Here is a 17,043-nt window from a genome sequence, read left to right on the forward strand (position 1 = left end):
AGCATTCGGCTATTTTGATTAAGTCTGATTTTGAGTAACCGTCACGTTTCGTTTTCAAGCTGCACAGCCTACAGGAACAATGAATTTTTCCTTTTTTGAACATGCCGTAGAATTTAACGGACCATCCCCGCGGCAAGGATAGATTCATTTTACGCTGAATTACTCGCTTGTTTTGATGTCTAACATACGATTGATTTCGATTCTTTCTATGCTGCTTCATGACCATCACGCTCCCTGGGCTAAGGCTCAGCCCGGAGGAGATAACAGGGTATGTAATTCCTACGGGCAGAGCATGATGGCGGCTATTGTTGGATAATGAAGCATCGGGAACACCTGCCTAATGTTATTTTGATATATAGCAAATGATCAAACTGAACATATTTACATTAATTCCATCGTTGATTATAGCAGAATTAATAGACATACAGAAGAATGAAAGAAAAAGGTTCACTTATTAAGCTTGTTAAATAACAAATCTGTTGTAGTATTATATTCAGGCGGCATATTGATATGCTGTCTGATTTTTCCGTTTATTATCTCATTATTTTAAACAATTGATCCGATAATTAACTTTTAACACTATGAGGAAAAGAGAAAATTTAAAAGATGAAAATACAATTATCCACTAAAAAAAGAATGATTTATTTTACCATTTTATCCATAACGGTATTGAGTTTGCTGACAGGAATTAAATTATATTTTTCCTATCATTCCACGAGTAAATCGGCTGAGATTACGTTAGCGAAGCAATATACGGAAATAGCTGAAGATATCGCAGATGGGCTTGATATAGAGACCTATAAGCGGTTTCTCCAATCTAAAGCCGATGATGAGCACCGAAAGAAGCTGAAGCTGTACTTGGAGGAATATCATAAACGAATTAATGCTCTCTATGTGTATATTCTGCTTCTCGATGACACGGATGTGTCGAAGGTAATGGTTTCCGCATTTCCACCGCAGGTTATGGATATGCCGATTGGTTTTCCGTGCACGGTCCCCGCTGCTCAGGTGCGTCTGGCTAAGCAGGGATCAAAATACAGTACAGATCTCATTCATGATGAGTTGACAGGGTCGTATTTATCCGTTGGGGTTCCGTTTTTTGACGATAACGGGGTCGTGCTGGGTGTTCTAGGGATAGATATTTCTACCAAGGAACTGGAGATCATCAGCCATCAGGTCATCCGAAACAATATGTTTATTTTTGGAATGGATATCTTATTTGCACTCGTATTGGTAGCCGTGGTCCTTTTCTTGAACAAATGGTACAGGGCTCGCCTTAACCGGGATTTACAGGAATCGGAGAAGATGTATATCTCGGAGCTGGGGAAGGTAGTAGACACGATCAAATCAAGCCGGCATGATTTGATGAATCATTTTCAGGTGCTGAATGGATTAATGGACATCGGAAAGCACGATCAAGCGCATGATTATTTGAAGCAGCTGACCGAGGAATCCAAAACGCTGCATTTATCCTTGAGCGTCAAAAATCCTATGCTTCTGGTACTCTTTAAGAGTAAATGGGAGCTGGCACATTCTAAAAATATTAGGATCAGCTTCGAAACGGATTACAATGCGTTTGACCGGCTGGCATCGATGGATTTGGTTAAGCTCTTCTCGAATCTGTTGGATAACGCGATTGAGGCAGTAGAAACTTATGAAGGTGAGCTTCCACGAGACATTCATGTAAGCTGCAAAGCGATTAATGGCAGCTACCAATTTGCTGTTTTGAATCCGGCCGTGCTTACGGATCTTGAACTAGGCGAGTTTTTTCAAACCGGCTTCACGACCAAGCATGATGGTCAGGGGGTACATGGGAACGGGCTCTCGATCGTGAAGAGAACCGTTGAGAAGTATAAGGGAGATATGGTTTACCGTTATGAGGATGGCAAGCTGCTGATGCAAATTGTGATCTGACAGCTGTAGCTCAACCCGCGTGATTACATTCGAAGCGCCGTAAAGCACTTATCGAGTACACGCATCGTCATAATCAGGGAAATACCTGAACTAGGGCAGGATTGTTTAACGAGAAGTGGAATTTATGTATAAATGGTTTTGAATATAACGGTTAGTAAGAGGGGATTATACCAAATGAGTTATGATATTCATATTACGAGAGCGGATCATTGGACAGAGAGTACAAATAAACCAATTGCGATGGAAGAGTTAAAGAATTATTTTTCCGGGAAAAGCGAGTTTGAATATTCTAAAGAATTTTCTATAACGGGTCCATTTTCGATGACCATAAGCGGGGAGTTTTTCATCTGGTCCAATGAAGATGTGAAGGTGCCGTTTCGATACTCAGAAGGCATGATTACCATCTCGCATGCTGACGATGAGGTCATTGATAAGATGAAGGAAGTGGCGGCTGAGTTGAATGCAATCGTTCAGGGAGAAGAAGGGGAAACCTATTAGACTAGCGTTCAAACAATTACGACACGATTACAGCGAGCAATGAAGTGGCCCGAATTTATTGCGACACGCAAGTATTAAGGGGTCGGTTGATATCCAAAAGAAAAGGTACATATTTATCGTTATCGCGTTGTTTCTGCTTGTCACAAAGTTCTCGACGCCAAGCGCAATGGATTATCATGACTATCTAAAAAATGAGCATGGGCTCTCGGATAAGGTTATTTCATCCGAGTATATCCGTCATCTGCCGATCTACATGACAGCGGAAACAAACATTTCTTATGACGAAAATAACAAGATCCGTGTCTTGGGTATGTTTAATCATTTTTTTGTTCTGGAAAATAAATTGAAATTACCCGCAGACATACCAAAAAAGCCCGGATCCTGATCCGGGCTTTTAAACATGTTACTTTATTGCAGGAACATGCTCCTCTATATACGCGCGAACTTCTTCTGCCGTGCTTAGCTCGAGTACGGCCTGCGCGACCTGCTTCATATCCTGCTGCGACAGCTTGGCCAGCAAGGCGCGCGCCGGAAGAATTGCGCTCGCGCTCATGCTGAATTCATCGAGCCCTAGACCGAGAAGAATGGGGAGGGCATGCTTCTGTCCAGCCATTTCCCCGCACATGCCCGCCCATTTGCCATTGGCATGAGCAGCAGTTATCACGCGCTCAATAAGCTGTAAGACAGCAGGGTGGAGCGGGTCATTCAAGTAACCGAGCTTCGGATTCATGCGGTCGGCAGCAAGCGTGTACTGTACTAAATCATTTGTTCCGATGCTGAAAAAATCTACTTCCTTCGCGAATTTATCGGCAAGCAGCGCGGCTGCCGGAATCTCAATCATAATGCCGGTTTCAATACGGGGATTATACGCAATCCCAGCCGCGCTTAGCTCTTGCTTCGTTTCCTCGAGCATCGCCTTAGCTTGACGCCACTCACCAAGCGTCGCAATCATCGGGAACATGATTTTTAAATTACCAAAGGCGCTGGCCCGCAAAATCGCACGAAGCTGCGTCTTAAACATTTCCGGCCGATCCAGGCAAATACGGATTGCGCGGTAGCCAAGGAAGGGATTGTCCTCCTTCGGAAGCTTAAGGTAAGGGATTTCTTTATCTCCGCCAATATCAATCGTTCGGATAACGATAGGAGAATTGCTCGCGAACGCCTCCGCCGCTTTGCGGTAAGCCTCGAATTGCAAGTCCTCGGAGGGAAGCTGGTCCGCATCCATATAAAGAAATTCGGTACGAAATAATCCGATGCCCTCCGCCCCCGCAGAAGCTGCAAGCTCCGCATCCTTCACGAGTCCGATATTTGCAACCAGCTCGACATGAACGCCGTCGCTGCTAATGGAGGGCTGATTCAAATAGGTTTGATGCAATTTCCGAATTTCAAGCTGCTGCTGCTGTAATTGTGTATACTGGGCAACCATAGCTTCATCCGGGTTGATATAAATTTTCCCGTCCGTTCCGTCAATAATAACGGATTGACCGCTTTTTACGGCATTTTCCATGTTGCTGCCAATGCCGACTACCGCGGGAATGCCTATGGATCGGGCAATAATGGCAGAATGGGAGGTGCGTCCGCCGGCTTGCGTAACAAAACCAATCACCTTTGCCGGATCCAGCTGCGCGGTATCCGATGGCGTCAAATCTTCTGCAAACAGGATGATTGGACCTGAATCATCGTTTAGAGCTTCGTCTGAAATGCCCAGCAGTTTATTTAAGACGCGTCTGCTCACATCGCGAATATCGGCTGCGCGCTCCTTGAGATTAGGATCATCGAGTCCGCCGATCATCTCTGCGATTTCCTCGGAGACGGTGTGAAAAGCGAACTCGACATTCACCTGCTCCGATTGAACGAGCTCCTTGGATCGATCGATGAGCTCCTCATCCTCCAGCAGCATGAGATGCGCTTCGAAAATCTCAGCCTCATGCTCTTTTTTCTGCTCCAGCAGTTGGGCATGGATCGCCTCGAGCTCAAGGCGGGTCGCGGCTATCGCAGCATCAAAGCGGTTGATTTCGTTATCCAATTGCTCGTTCGCAAGCTGAATTTTCTCGATAGGAACAGTCTTCGCCGTTAATACCTTTGCCGCCCCGATCGCATAGCCGGGCGAAGCGGCAATTCCTTGAAGCAGCATCATTTATTGCCCCTTTTCCGCATGCTGTTCTACCAAAACAAGGATCTCCCCAATAGCTGCAACGACTTCTTCGGCTTGTTCGCCTTCAGCGCTGACGGTAATGCTGTCGCCAAGCTTTGCCCCAGCTGAAATAACGTGAACGAGGCTTTTGGCGTTAAAGCTTTTGCCTTCTTTCTCAAGCGTAACGGCTCCGGGGAAAGCTTTTGCAGCCTCAACGATTTTACGGGCAGGTCTAGCGTGTATACCGAAAGGGTTTTGTATCACAAAGTTGTTTTGCATCGGATTTCCACTCCTATTTTCTGTTTGTTTACAGTAATTTTTTGATTTCGTCTTTTAGCTGCTCGGACTGTGTTCCGAAGATTACCTGTACGGCGCCTTTGCCTAAACGGATAATGCCGGCAGCGCCCATACCCTTAAGCTTAGTGTCGTTGACGATCGCTTCATCCTTGACGACTAAACGAAGCCGTGTGATACAAGCGTCCAAACCAATGATATTAGATGAACCGCCGAGTGCCTGCAGGACGTTTTCTGCTTTGCTGCCGGCTTTTGCATCCGATTTAACGGTATCTGAGCTTTCATCATCGACAACATCGTCCTCGCGGCCAGGTGTCTTGATGTTGAATTTTAAGATCATAAAGCGGAACAAGAAATAGTACACGACTGCAAACGCAAGCCCCACGGGTATGATAAGCAGCGGATTTGTAGCGAGCTGATAGTTGACTGCATAATCAATAAAGCCTGCTGAGAATCCGAAGCCGTGCTTAACGTCCATTTGGTAAAGGATCAAACCGGATAGACCGGTTAGCAATGCGTGAATGACAAACAAAAACGGCGCGGCGAACATAAAAGCAAATTCAAGCGGCTCGGTAATGCCGGTCAGGAATGAAGCAAAAGCAGTTCCGATGAAGATAGAGGCAACCATCTTTCTCTTTTCCTTGCGGGCTGTATGGATAATTGCAAGCGCCCCAGCTGGCAAAGCGAACATCATTATCGGGAAAAATCCGGTCATGAACATGCCTGCCGTTTTGTCGCCGGCGAAGAAACGCGTCAAATCGCCATGGACGACCTTACCCGCTGCATCCGTGTAATCGCCGATCTGGAACCAAGCGATGGAATTGATAACATGATGCAAGCCGGTAGGGATAAGCAATCGGTTTGCCGTGAGGAAAACGAAGGAACCGATGCCGCCAAAGCCGACGACCCAGCGTCCGAATGTATCCAAAGCAGCCTGTACGGGACCCCAAACAAGGCCCAGCAAAAGAGCGACAATCACCATAATCAAAGAGGTAATTATCGGCACAAACCGTTTGCCGCTGAAGAATCCCAGCCAATCCGGCAGTTTTATATTATGGAACCGTTTATATAAGTAAGCGGAGATAAGTCCGGCGATAATACCGCCTAGCACACCCATGTTAAGGACGACGTCCTTGCCGACGATCCCGGTGAAGACAAGAGGGACTTTCAATTGAACCGTAACGAGCACTTGGTATGCAATGACGGCAGCAAGCGCGGCAACCGCATCGCCTGCAAGGCCAATGGCAACGCCGACCGCAAAGATAAGCGGCAAATGATCGAAAATAGCAGATCCTCCGGCAGCAAGAAACGGCGCGATGTACTGGTTAATAAACTCGCCTGCGCTTCCCATATGGAAGTCCTTCACATAATCGATATTCCCAAAACGAAGCAGGATGGAAGCCGCGGGAAGCGCGGCAACCGGAAGCATTAATGCTTTACCTATTTTTTGCAGGAAGGCCAGCATAATTAATCGTCCTCTTTTCTTATCAAAAGTAATGGATGCGGCCTTAGCCGTTCATTTCAGCTTTAAGTATGATTTCATTTCCTGCGGTTACGTCTCCGCTCGTGACGATATGCTCAAGCTGCTTCACATCATCCTCATTTGCTACAACAATTGGCGTTATTGTCGGATAGCCGGCAGCAGTAATTTTGGTGATATCGAATGAAATGAGTGTATCGCCTGCTTTAAAGCTGTCACCTGAGCCGACATGAGCGGTAAAGCCGTCACCGTTCATCGCTACCGTATTAATGCCGATATGAATGAGCAGCTGCAAACCTGAAGCATGCTCAATAATAATGGCGTGGTTGGTATGGATGAGATGGGCTACCGTTCCGTCAAACGGAGCCGTAACTTTGCCTTCAACCGGTTCGATTGCAAGTCCGTCACCCATATGCTTGCCAGCAAAAGCCTCGTCCAGAACAGCGCTTAAAGGAACTGCCTTTCCTGACAAGGGAGCTGTAATTTCGATCGTTTTTTGTTTTGATTTTCCGAAAAGTTTGGATAGCATCATGATGTCCTCCTACTGTTGTTAGTCTTCTTGTTTAATAAGTTGCCCTACTGGCACATTGTGAATGCCGGAGTAGATATGGAAAGATAAAAATCCGATTTCATCCTCCGGGATATCAACCTCGAAATGCCCCTTGATCCATTCAGCCAAATGCGCGGCAATCCCATACTCCATAGGAAAGTTCTTTTTCGTCTCATTTAGTAAGGGATTTACAATATCCATGCCGTTACGGAGCCGGTAAACAGCGAATTGGATGTGGCTCGGCAAAGCAAAATAAAACTTCGGAGTAACTCCGGCACCTGTTTTTTGTTTGATATAATCGGCAATCCGTTCTGTCATTTCAATGATGGCAGGATCGATTTCTTCTAGGTATGAATGGTATTGCTTCATCTGCTCGGTATCGTCTAACCGGAAACGTTTCTCGATACGGGTGTCCGTACTTTCAATGGTTTGACCCGCCTTGAGCGAATACCCTAGTCCTTTGCCCAAAATGACGTATTCTCTCTCACTTTGCAGATCAACCGTCAATAAAACATTGTTGCCGATGGCGCGTTCTACCCGAAATGCGCGAGCCATACTTGAAATCCCTCCTTTGTCACTAAGATACCCATTTGGCAAAAAAAAGAGCCAAGAAGAGACCGCCGTTCTAATGTAAATTAGAAGGTAATCTTTTCTTGGCTCATGCCTCAAACAATAATGAGTAACACGCCAATGTAATATGAGTGATCGTTGGAATCATTTAAATGATTTTTAAAATCATCCAAATGAATATTAACATCATATTAATTTAAAGCGCTTTCGTCAAGGGGATATTCACTTGAAAAATTACACACTCCTGATTTTTAATATCCGTCGGTAGACTGGCCAAGCTCGCTAGCAAGCTCCATGCCTTCGTTAGCAGGATTCGTGCCTACATGGTCAGGATCCTTCGTCCGCTGATCAGCAAGAATCAAACCATCGGCTACACGCTTGCCGTAATCACGGTCAGCTTCCGTGAAATGACGGATCATTTGGTCGCGGATGACAGTGCTGCAGGTGCTAAGTGCCCCGACTAAATTTTCGATGAGCTCATCACGCTCCCATTGCTCAAACTTCCGATAGGTTTCGCCAGCCTGCTTAAAATTGTTCTGGCGATCTATCGGTTCCTTAATCAGCTTGGCTGAGTAGGAGGGTTCATGCGGCTCGCCCGAACGTTCGGCTTCCTTCAATCCGCCCATTGTGGAAGGCTCATAATTGATATGGGGATTTTGACCAGGCGCAATATCAATATAAAAAGCCATTTGACCGTCGCGTTGATTGGTGGCAACTTTCTTTTTTGGCGCATTGATCGGCAGTTGAAGATAGTTCGTACCCACGCGGTGACGCTGCGTGTCCGAGTAGGAGAAGGTACGTCCTTGCAGCATTTTATCGTCGGAGAAATCAAGTCCATCGACTAACACGCCGGTGCCAAATGCCGCTTGCTCCACCTCTGCGAAGTAGTTTTCCGGATTTTTGTTCAAAATCATTTTTCCCACCGGAAGCATCGGAAACAGTTCGGTGTCCCACAGCTTTGTATCGTCCAGCGGGTCGAAATCGAGCTCGTCATGCCGAGCATCGCTCATCCACTGCACCTGAAGCTCCCATGCTGGATAATCTCCGCGTTCAATCGCTTCATATAAATCTTGGGTAGCGTGATTGAAGTTTTTTCCTTGGATTTGCTCCGCTTCCTGCTGCTTTAGGTTTTTTATGCCTTGCAGCGGCTCCCAATGGTATTTGACGAGTATCCCTTTTCCTTCGGCATTGACCCATTTATAGGTATTGACGCCGGAACCTTGCATTTGTCTGTAATTTGCGGGAATTCCCCAGGGAGAGAACAGAAACGTAATCATATGAGTAGCCTCAGGCGTTTGGGAGACGAAATCAAAGAAGCGCTCCATGCTCTGTACATTCGTAACGGGGTCAGGCTTGAACGCATGCACCATATCAGGGAATTTCATAGCATCGCGGATAAAAAAGATTTTTAAATTATTGCCTACCAAATCCCAATTGCCGTCCTCCGTGTAAAACTTGGTAGCAAAGCCGCGCGGATCCCGCAGCGTCTCCGGTGAATGGCCCCCATGGATAACGCTCGAGAAGCGGACGAAAACAGGTGTTTGCTTACCGGGCTCCTGAAAGAGTTTGGCTCTTGTATATTTCGCGATCGGTTCATCACCCAGCTTGCCGTAGGCTTCAAAGTAGCCGTGGGCTCCCGCACCGCGGCCGTGAACAACGCGCTCAGGAACCCGTTCACGATCAAAATGAGAGATTTTCTCGATAAAATGATAATTCTCCAGGGTCGAAGGACCGCGGTTGCCGATTGTCCGGATGTTTTGATTGTCCGAGATGGGGTGACCTTGTCGGTCAGTGAGTGTCTGATTATCCGTTTCATTTGATGACATGATGCTGAAGCCTCCAAATTTTATGTAAATTTTTATTTCCAGCGCGTAGTTTGCCTCGGTATGATTTTTGTTATTCATATAATAGATATAGTAACGAATTGCTAGTTTTGATAAAAAATCGTTAGAATTATGGTATAATAGAACCATATTTGTACAATAAATCGCATATCTATTTACGAATAGTATCGTTGTGCACTAATATTCCAGGAGGATAAGATGTTAAAATTTAGTCTTTTCGTATTTTTGTTTTGGTTGATCGGCAATCCTTTTATTGCAATTCTTATTATGCTTATCCTGCTTTATGTACTGGATCGGCGTTTTGTGGGGTTAACGCCGAGTGTGTTCAAACCGTTTAAAAGAATGTCGAGAATAAGAAAACTGAGACAGCATATAAATCTTTCGCCGAATGATGTATCGTCCAAGCATGAACTGGCCCGTCTGTTAATCGAACGGAAAAAATACAGCGAAGCTCTTCGCTGGCTTGTACCTATGCAGCATATGCTTGAGGATTCTGCCGAATATTGGGATGATTTGGGGATCAGTCATTTGAACAGCGGAGATGAGGAAAAAGGCGTAGCAAGCACTCTTCGTGCGTTAGAGATTAATCCGCGAGTGAAATATGGCGCTCCTTATTTACGCCTTGCGGCTCATTTCGCAAAGGGCCAGACAGATCAAGCGCTGGCGTATTTGCAGGCCTTCCAAGAGATAAACTCTTCGTCCTGTGAAGCATACGATCAACAAGCCGCTATCTATAAGAAGCTTGGCAACGCACAAGAAGCGCGACGGTGGGCCGAAGAAGGGCTGCGTATTTTCCGTATGCTTCCGCGCTATAAGAAACGGCAGGAGCGCAAGTGGGCCGTGCGGTTATTTTTTAAGAAGCTGATGGGTTAGATGAAGAGCTTCGCTTGCTTAGATCACTGATATGTAATCATTTGTTAGTGTTTTCTGTATTGTCGTTTAGATCCGGATGTTACATAATGAAAGCTATAATAGATAGAAGGGCAAGATGCATGAGATGCAACGCAACATTTGGATGGCGGCCATTGGTGTTATCGTCGTTTTGGTTTTATTGAATAACACGGCCTATTACTTCCTCACGAAAAAAACACTAGAAGATTCCTTTGATGAAGAGCTGCTGAATGCCGCCAATCGGCTGCAGATTTCATTAGAGCAATCCCGCGAAGGTTCTGAGCAGTTCCAAAATCAAATTGGACGGGAGCTGCGAGCAGCCTCCATTGCTATACAATATGCACTAGATCCCGATGTCGAGAAAGTAACGACCGAGCAATTAATAGAGCTGCGGGATAAGCTGGGACTCAGCCACATAACCCTTCTCAAGAAACTGCCCGACGACATTGTGCTGTACAAATCATCGAACCCTAATCAGGTGAACAAGAGCACGAAGACATGGAAGCCTTGGTACGAGGTGTTTAATCAGTTGTTCGACAACAAAAATGCATCAGTGGATTGGCTTGGCCAGTCGCTGCCTAACTTCTGGAGCGGACCGTTCGAGGTATCGTCTACGAATGTAGACCAAATTAACAAATGGGGCTATTATTATGATGGCGCGACAAATTATATGATTGACCCTTATGTGAATTACGAGCGCCAGGAGCAATACGAGATTGCGACGGGTGTTCACCGCATGATTGAAAATTCCGTGCAAAGCAGCGATTCACTGAAAGAGATTGCCTTCATTAATCCGGAGACTTTCCCAGACGGGAAAGAGACGATCAATACCGAGGGCCATGTTCAAGGGCATAAAGTGCAAGAGCCTATCTTTTACGGCTCCTACACGATAAAGTCGGCGAAGGATACGGAGCTGGTGCGTGAAGCCTATTTTTCCAAAAAAACGGTCACGCTCCGCGAAAACATTAACGGCCAAGAAATTTACAAAATGTATATCCCGATCTTCGTCAATGAAAAAGGCATCAATATCACGGATCGGGACGGTCAGCCGATGAACAGCTATGTGCTGATGCTAACCTCCGACTATCATGTTATTCAAGAAAAGCTGGATTCGCAGTTTCTGAATTTAGGAATCATTATTCTAATCGTTACGGGTTTCAGCTTGCTCGTTGCGGTCGTGGCTATGCGCTATTACAGGCAGTCGCGAGACAAGGTCGTGCGCGTAACGCAAGAAACCTATGTGGACGAAATTAATCAAATGTTCCAGTCGATTAGAGCGCAAAGGCATGACTTCTTGAATCATGTGCAGACCATTCACTCCTTGGCGGAGCTGAATAAATCGCAGGAGCTTGTTGCCTATACGAAAGAGCTGACCGGCGATATCCGGTTGATGAACGATATTATTAATATCGGTAATCCGGCAATAGCAGCATTGGTCCGCTCGAAGATTTCGCAGGCAGAGATCCATAAGATTCAATTCAGCTGTTCCTTTACAGGCCTCAACATGCAAGAAATGGGCATTAAGACACTGGATGTTAATCGTATGCTCGGCAACCTGATCGATAATGCTTTTGATGAGGTTATGAAATATGCCGAGGATCGGCGCCATGTGACGCTGGTGGGTAAGCAGACTAGCGAATTATTGGAATTTACAGTTACGAATACTTGTGAAAATGCGGAGGAAGCCGTAGCGATGCCGATATTTGAGGCCGGCTATTCGACCAAGCAGCAGGATCATCAAGGTTTAGGGCTCTCGATCGTGAAATCGATTGCCAAACAGTACAAAGGCGATGTGTATGTCACCGCGGAGCCTGCAGGTAAATTGACCTTTATTGTTAAAATGCCATTATAAAAGCTTTTGCGCCTTACCGGATGATGTTATTCATTCGGTAAGGCGTTTTTTTGCGCGCGCATAACCGAATTTCATTGGATATCGAGCTTTTACCTCCAAATGATGGCACCAGCCTTATCCGCTTGGTATAATAGTAAGAATGCAAGTGAACGGAAAGGAAGCGGGTGAATGTCTGTTATGCACCTCAATGAAAAGCTGCACGCGCTGATTGAACAACAGCTTAACGTCCATGTCGAGACGACGATCATGAAGCGGGGCTGGCAATACTATATGGAAGGCAAAGTAAACAGCGCCAATGAAGGCAGTCAGGATCATCTTTATGGCGTTGTCCAAGGATCGGATCTATACGCCGTTATCCTTGATGCCGGTAATTTACGGTACAGCTCGTGTACCTGTCCCTATACAGGATTTTGCAAGCATATGGCCGCGGTTTATTTTCAATATTGCAGCCAGCAGGAGGGCGGACATACATTGGCGGAGCGTTCTTATTTTCGCTTGCTGGGACTGTCGTCTGCCAGCACGCTGCTTAAGAATAAGCCGCTTGAGCCGGAAACGCCGCAAGCAGCCGAAGTGCCGGCTCCCCTCCGCGATCCGGGTGAATCCGGATCGGCGGAAGAGTGGATGGAGTGGATGGAAGCGACGCATGGCGAAGTATGGCGGAAGTGCCGGCATTCTCTCCATGCGCTCCAGCCGTTATTGTCCTCGCTAAAGGGATTGTCCAAGGATTGGGAGAAGCCTATGCAGCGTTTGCATTGGTCTATGGCTATTATCTTTGTTCTTGAGCAAGCGGAGCGAGCTATTAATACGGTAGATTCGTTTAGCAGATATTATCACGAAATGTCGTTCATCCGAATGGCTGAGCCATGGATTGAGCATTTATATACGCTCGTGTCCGAATTAACTCCCGCTGCGATGGAGCCACGGGAAGAAGCTTGGGCGGATGCATTAATAGCGCGAGTAAAGGTATGGGCTTCGAGCACGGAGCGACAGCTCTTCGATTGGGAGTACATGTACTTGGCTTTTTGTGAGAAGCTTGCGGAAAACCGGGGTTGGTTTGAAGGCGAGCTGGCCGCAATGGTCCGGCAGGCGAACAGCGAAGAAGCGGAAAGCGTCAACCAGGCTTTTTTGCACACCGCAATCGGCATTATGTATTTCTTGGATAAGCAGGATATACAGGCAATCGAGCATTTTTCCTTGGCGACCTTTGAGCGCGCGCAAAAGGTAATGTATCCTTGCGCGGCACAGCGAATGGAAGAAGGAAAATGGGAGCTTGTGGAGCTATGGATGAGCTTCTTGTTTGAACGGGTGAATAAGGTGAAGAATGGCCGATCGGTCGGGCCGTTTGTGACATTATGCCGCAGGGCGGATCTTGATCGTCCAGAAATACCGACTTGGACCGAATACATGACGCAGTTGCTGCCTCATTCCTATTCAGAATTATCTGATCATTGGCTCGATCAGAAACGTTATGACGAGTGGGCAGATTTGCAAATGCTTGTAGGTGCTCGTCCGGAGGATGTCGGCGCCCATGCGCTGCGGGAAATTGCTAAGCTTGCGCCGCGCGCATTAATGCCTATGTATCACCAGTCGGTCGAAGCATCGATTCAGACACGAAACCGTCAAGGCTACCGGGTGGCTGTAAAGCAGCTGAAAAAGTTAGAGCGGTTATATAAAGCAGACAAGGATCCGAGTAGATGGGATCAATATATAGACGGACTCGTGCGTAAGCATCAGCGCCTCAGAGCGTTTCAGGAAGAGCTGTGGAAAGGGAAAATTGTTACATGAGAACATACATTGGCGCGCGCAAGTTGACGATAGACGGATTTTGGAACGAAGACGAAGGCGGAACCTCCGTTTTATTGAGCGCAGTCGATCGGAAGGATGCGGCGGACGGAAAGCTGCGTCCCTTATTGTTCGCCTGGCATAAAGCATCCTGGTACGGAGCGGATGTCGAAGAAATTAGCGTTGGCGAACGAAAGCTGCTGAGGATCCCGCCGCTGCTAGCCATCGATTATTTGTCCTCCCCGCAGCCCGTGCGGTTGCTTCAATTAGAGTGGACGGATCGGTTATCCGTTATTATGCAGCTGGCTGAGCAAGTAAGAACGGCGCTCCTATCCGGCTGGTTTGAGCCTGATTGGGAGCGCTGGAGCGATGACCAGCGCAGCTGGCGAATGGCAATCCCTGAGCAGGAAATGGCTTTTGGACTCCAATGGGAGAATAATGTAGCAACAGCGCATCGTAACGGCGATAAGGGTATCGAATATTGGATTAGCGGTGCCATTGAACAAATGATAACGGAAAACGACCAGGCTGCAGGGGCGTGGAGAGATATTGGTTCAGCGTCCGGTGAGGCTGTGCTCAGAAGAAAGTCAGCAGATGAGGAAGATTGGTTCATCGCCATCGGACTTCGGAAGGATGTTCTTCCATTCCGGATCGCGCTTCAGCTTGTTGAGCCTGCAGAGTCACCGGTTTGGCGGCTTCGTCCTGCGCTGCAGGATCGTGATGGAGGACCATGGCTTCCGATCCGCCCAGATATGCGGGAGGAAAGCTGGGAGGCAGATACGGAGGATGAACGGTCAATTCCGGAAGAGTGGCTGCCGCTGCTAGACGGGAAGCTTGCTAAAGAACAGCTGAAATGGACAACGGCGCTGCCGGAGCTAAAGGAAGCTTCGGAAGAAGTCAGGCTTCGCGATAAGCTGACGGATAACGAAGCGTGGAATTTTTTGGAGCATGCCAGCGTTCGACTCCTGGAGGCCGGTTGTCCTGTGCTGCTGCCTAGCTGGTGGGAAGCGGTTCGTACGCGAAAACTTCGATTGAAGGCGAAAATGAAGTCGTCCGTAGGCTCGGCGGCGCAGCCGATGTTCGGGCTGGACCAAATCGTTCAATTCGATTGGAAGCTTGCGCTCGGGGATGTCAATTTATCGGAGGCAGAATTTCTTCAACTTGCCGAGCAGAACCGGCGTCTCTTCCATATTGGCGGAGAATGGGTTCACTTGGACCCGCAGGATGTCACGCAAATCAAGCAATGGCTGAAGCGGATGGGTAAGCGAAAAGGACTATCTTTCCGCGACGTGCTGGAGATGCATCTAAGAGGAGGCATTCCGCTGGATGACAGCGGTGAGCTGGACTCGGAACTAGAAGCAGAGGTCGAACTGAATGAGCATTTAACGTCATGGCTTACGCAGCTGCAGCAAATTTCGCAAATTCCGCCTGCCGAAATTCCGACTACGTTTTTGGGCGAGCTTCGCCCTTATCAGCATGAAGGCGTATCATGGCTTTTGTTTCTAAGGAAATTCGGGCTTGGCGGGGTGCTTGCTGATGATATGGGACTAGGCAAAACCATTCAATTTATGGCGTACCTCGTTTATATCAAGGAGCATAGGCTGCAGCAAAGCGGCCCTTCATTGCTCATTTGCCCAACGTCGGTCATCGGAAACTGGGAGAAGGAGCTTGAACGGTTTGCGCCGTCGCTGCGCGTTATGCTGCATTACGGGAATAAGCGGGAAAAGGGAGAGCAGTTCCGTGATTCGGTCGCAGGCGCCGATTTGGTGATTACGTCTTATTCACTCGCCCAGCTGGACGAAGAGGATTTATGCTTAGTCGATTGGGATGCACTGTGCCTTGACGAGGCGCAAAACATCAAAAACGTGTATACGAAGCAATCGACCGCGATAAGGCGCCTGCCTGCGGAGCATCGCATTGCGCTGACAGGAACGCCGATGGAGAATAGGCTGACGGAACTGTGGTCGATCTATGATTTTATAAATCCAGGGTACTTAGGCAACATTAACGAATTCCGGAAGGAAGTTGTTACGCCGATCGAGAAAACCCGCGATGAGAAAATGATTGCAGGATTACAGCGCTGGGTGAAGCCATTTATGCTCCGCCGAATCAAGAAGGATCCTTCCATCCAGCTTTCGCTTCCGGATAAGAATGAGACGAAAACCTATATGACTTTAACTGCAGAGCAAGGTGTGATGTATGAGAATTTTGTTGCTGACCTTCTTGAAAGTCTCGATAAGCTGGGTCCGATGCAGCGCAGGGGACTTATTCTTGCCGCGTTAACGAAGCTAAAGCAATTATGCGACCATCCGTCTCTGCTTGGAAATGAAGATAAAACGGCATTATGGGAAGTCGAACGTTCCAATAAAGTAGCCCGCTTGCTAGAAATGTGCGAGGAAATAGCTGCAGAAGGCGAACGCTGTCTCATCTTTACTCAGTATATTGATATGGGACATCAGCTGAAGCAATTGCTTGAGGAGAAGCTAGGGCTGCCTGTGCCTTATTTGCACGGAGGCGTACCGAAGGCGAAGCGGGATCAAATGATAGAACAGTTCCAGAATGTCGAAGAGCCTTGCTGCGCGTTTGTGCTTTCGCTTAAAGCGGGCGGAACCGGCCTTAACCTGACGGCAGCGAATCATGTGTTTCATTTCGACCGTTGGTGGAATCCGGCAGTGGAAAACCAAGCGACCGACCGGGCATTTCGAATCGGGCAGACGAAGAAGGTACATGTGCACAAGTTCATCACGCTTGGCACGCTCGAGGAGAAGATTGACGAGATGATCGAGCGGAAGCAGTCGCTCAATGATCAAGTAGTCGGCCAGTCGGATCAATGGATTACGGAAATGTCTACCGAGGATCTGAGGGAGCTTTTTGCATTGCGAAAAGGCTGGTTGAAGGGATGAGGGGTATAAATGTCAGATGGCAGCTTGCGAGCGAAGCAGGAAAAATTTCAGCTTGAAAGCAAAAAAATGCTTCATGCAGAGCAAACTTCACCTGCTGTAGAGGAAAGCCTGCGTGAAAACCGCAAGAATGAAGGAGCGAATCCAGAGTGGCAGCGGTTTTACGAGGTTATCAAAGGAATAACGAATGATTTGCGTTATTAATACGCAATGTAAATGAACATAGCCTGTCGGGAATAATAACCCGGCGGGCTATTTAATTTTATCCCTCTTTTCAAAAAAAAGAGAATTGTATCCCTAACTCGTCGTTTTTTGGACCTCCTTACTTAGGAGC

14 protein-coding genes are annotated in these 17,043 nt (G+C 47.3%); 8 read left to right on the forward strand and 6 right to left on the reverse strand.

The window, feature by feature from the left end; genetic code table 11:
- The first annotated feature begins 606 nt into the window (after positions 1-606).
- The 3 genes from RCO25_RS14940 (at position 607) to RCO25_RS14950 (ending at position 2,797) form a co-directional block, all read left to right on the forward strand.
- On the forward strand, positions 607-1,914 hold the full coding sequence (locus RCO25_RS14940; protein ID WP_308996937.1) for a GHKL domain-containing protein: 1,308 nt from the start codon (positions 607-609) through the stop codon (positions 1,912-1,914).
- A 174-nt stretch (positions 1,915-2,088) separates the two neighbouring features.
- Positions 2,089-2,412 carry a hypothetical protein gene (locus RCO25_RS14945; protein WP_308996938.1) on the forward strand — a complete coding sequence of 108 codons (324 nt, stop codon included), beginning with the start codon at positions 2,089-2,091 and terminating at the stop codon, positions 2,410-2,412.
- Positions 2,413-2,470: 58 nt separating this feature from the next.
- Positions 2,471-2,797 (forward strand): hypothetical protein, encoded by a 327-nt coding sequence (locus tag RCO25_RS14950; protein WP_308996939.1) that lies wholly within the window; start codon positions 2,471-2,473, stop codon positions 2,795-2,797.
- 18 nt (positions 2,798-2,815) lie between these two features.
- Here RCO25_RS14950 and ptsP read toward each other — a convergent pair whose 3' ends face one another.
- The 6 genes from ptsP to RCO25_RS14980 all read right to left on the reverse strand — a co-directional run bounded on the left by ptsP (position 2,816) and on the right by RCO25_RS14980 (position 9,266).
- Complete coding sequence (gene ptsP, locus RCO25_RS14955) at positions 2,816-4,546, reverse strand: phosphoenolpyruvate--protein phosphotransferase (RefSeq protein ID WP_308996980.1); 1,731 nt, start codon at positions 4,544-4,546, stop codon at positions 2,816-2,818.
- A gap of 3 nt (positions 4,547-4,549) precedes the next feature.
- Entirely contained in the window at positions 4,550-4,825 is a 276-nt protein-coding gene (locus RCO25_RS14960) for an HPr family phosphocarrier protein (protein WP_308996940.1), read from the reverse strand.
- A gap of 28 nt (positions 4,826-4,853) precedes the next feature.
- Positions 4,854-6,305 carry an N-acetylglucosamine-specific PTS transporter subunit IIBC gene (gene nagE, locus RCO25_RS14965; RefSeq protein ID WP_308996941.1) on the reverse strand — a complete coding sequence of 484 codons (1,452 nt, stop codon included), beginning with the start codon at positions 6,303-6,305 and terminating at the stop codon, positions 4,854-4,856.
- A 43-nt stretch (positions 6,306-6,348) separates the two neighbouring features.
- The gene (locus tag RCO25_RS14970) at positions 6,349-6,849 is read right to left on the reverse strand and encodes a PTS sugar transporter subunit IIA (RefSeq protein WP_308996981.1); all 501 of its coding nucleotides are present in this window, start codon (positions 6,847-6,849) and stop codon (positions 6,349-6,351) included.
- A gap of 21 nt (positions 6,850-6,870) precedes the next feature.
- Complete coding sequence (locus tag RCO25_RS14975) at positions 6,871-7,425, reverse strand: PRD domain-containing protein (RefSeq protein ID WP_308996942.1); 555 nt, start codon at positions 7,423-7,425, stop codon at positions 6,871-6,873.
- 266 nt (positions 7,426-7,691) lie between these two features.
- On the reverse strand, positions 7,692-9,266 hold the full coding sequence (locus RCO25_RS14980) for a catalase (protein WP_308996943.1): 1,575 nt from the start codon (positions 9,264-9,266) through the stop codon (positions 7,692-7,694).
- A gap of 216 nt (positions 9,267-9,482) precedes the next feature.
- Between RCO25_RS14980 and RCO25_RS14985 the strand changes: the two genes are divergently transcribed.
- The 5 genes from RCO25_RS14985 to RCO25_RS15005 all read left to right on the forward strand — a co-directional run bounded on the left by RCO25_RS14985 (position 9,483) and on the right by RCO25_RS15005 (position 16,913).
- A complete protein-coding gene (locus RCO25_RS14985; protein WP_308996944.1) occupies positions 9,483-10,157 on the forward strand; it encodes a tetratricopeptide repeat protein in 675 nt (224 codons plus the stop codon).
- 115 nt (positions 10,158-10,272) lie between these two features.
- Entirely contained in the window at positions 10,273-12,027 is a 1,755-nt protein-coding gene (locus RCO25_RS14990; RefSeq protein WP_308996945.1) for a sensor histidine kinase, read from the forward strand.
- Positions 12,028-12,195: 168 nt separating this feature from the next.
- Positions 12,196-13,812 (forward strand): SWIM zinc finger family protein, encoded by a 1,617-nt coding sequence (locus RCO25_RS14995; RefSeq protein ID WP_308996946.1) that lies wholly within the window; start codon positions 12,196-12,198, stop codon positions 13,810-13,812.
- Positions 13,809-16,712: a DEAD/DEAH box helicase gene (locus RCO25_RS15000; RefSeq protein ID WP_308996947.1), complete on the forward strand. Its 2,904-nt coding sequence runs from the start codon at positions 13,809-13,811 to the stop codon at positions 16,710-16,712. Before RCO25_RS14995 ends, RCO25_RS15000 begins: the two co-directional genes overlap by 4 nt.
- Before the next feature lie 9 nt (positions 16,713-16,721).
- A complete protein-coding gene (locus RCO25_RS15005) occupies positions 16,722-16,913 on the forward strand; it encodes a hypothetical protein (RefSeq protein ID WP_308996948.1) in 192 nt (63 codons plus the stop codon).
- The last annotated feature ends 130 nt before the right edge of the window (positions 16,914-17,043 follow it).

Origin of the sequence: Paenibacillus sp. LHD-38, from assembly GCF_031157315.1 — a bacterium.
Taxonomy (GTDB): Bacteria; Bacillota; Bacilli; order Paenibacillales; family Paenibacillaceae; genus Pristimantibacillus.

Bases quoted from the DNA above. Each gene is read 5' to 3' on its own strand.
- RCO25_RS14970 (WP_308996981.1), bottom strand. From the start codon at position 6,849: ATGCTATCCAAACTTTTCGGAAAATCAAAACAAAAAACGATCGAAATT.
- RCO25_RS14940 (WP_308996937.1), top strand. From the start codon at position 607: ATGAAAATACAATTATCCACTAAAAAAAGAATGATTTATTTTACCATT.
- RCO25_RS14995 (WP_308996946.1), top strand. From the start codon at position 12,196: ATGTCTGTTATGCACCTCAATGAAAAGCTGCACGCGCTGATTGAACAA.
- RCO25_RS14990 (WP_308996945.1), top strand. From the start codon at position 10,273: ATGCATGAGATGCAACGCAACATTTGGATGGCGGCCATTGGTGTTATC.
- RCO25_RS14960 (WP_308996940.1), bottom strand. From the start codon at position 4,825: ATGCAAAACAACTTTGTGATACAAAACCCTTTCGGTATACACGCTAGA.
- RCO25_RS14985 (WP_308996944.1), top strand. From the start codon at position 9,483: ATGTTAAAATTTAGTCTTTTCGTATTTTTGTTTTGGTTGATCGGCAAT.
- nagE (WP_308996941.1), bottom strand. From the start codon at position 6,305: ATGCTGGCCTTCCTGCAAAAAATAGGTAAAGCATTAATGCTTCCGGTT.
- RCO25_RS14980 (WP_308996943.1), bottom strand. From the start codon at position 9,266: ATGTCATCAAATGAAACGGATAATCAGACACTCACTGACCGACAAGGT.
- RCO25_RS15005 (WP_308996948.1), top strand. From the start codon at position 16,722: ATGTCAGATGGCAGCTTGCGAGCGAAGCAGGAAAAATTTCAGCTTGAA.
- ptsP (WP_308996980.1), bottom strand. From the start codon at position 4,546: ATGCTGCTTCAAGGAATTGCCGCTTCGCCCGGCTATGCGATCGGGGCG.
- RCO25_RS14945 (WP_308996938.1), top strand. From the start codon at position 2,089: ATGAGTTATGATATTCATATTACGAGAGCGGATCATTGGACAGAGAGT.
- RCO25_RS15000 (WP_308996947.1), top strand. From the start codon at position 13,809: ATGAGAACATACATTGGCGCGCGCAAGTTGACGATAGACGGATTTTGG.
- RCO25_RS14975 (WP_308996942.1), bottom strand. From the start codon at position 7,425: ATGGCTCGCGCATTTCGGGTAGAACGCGCCATCGGCAACAATGTTTTA.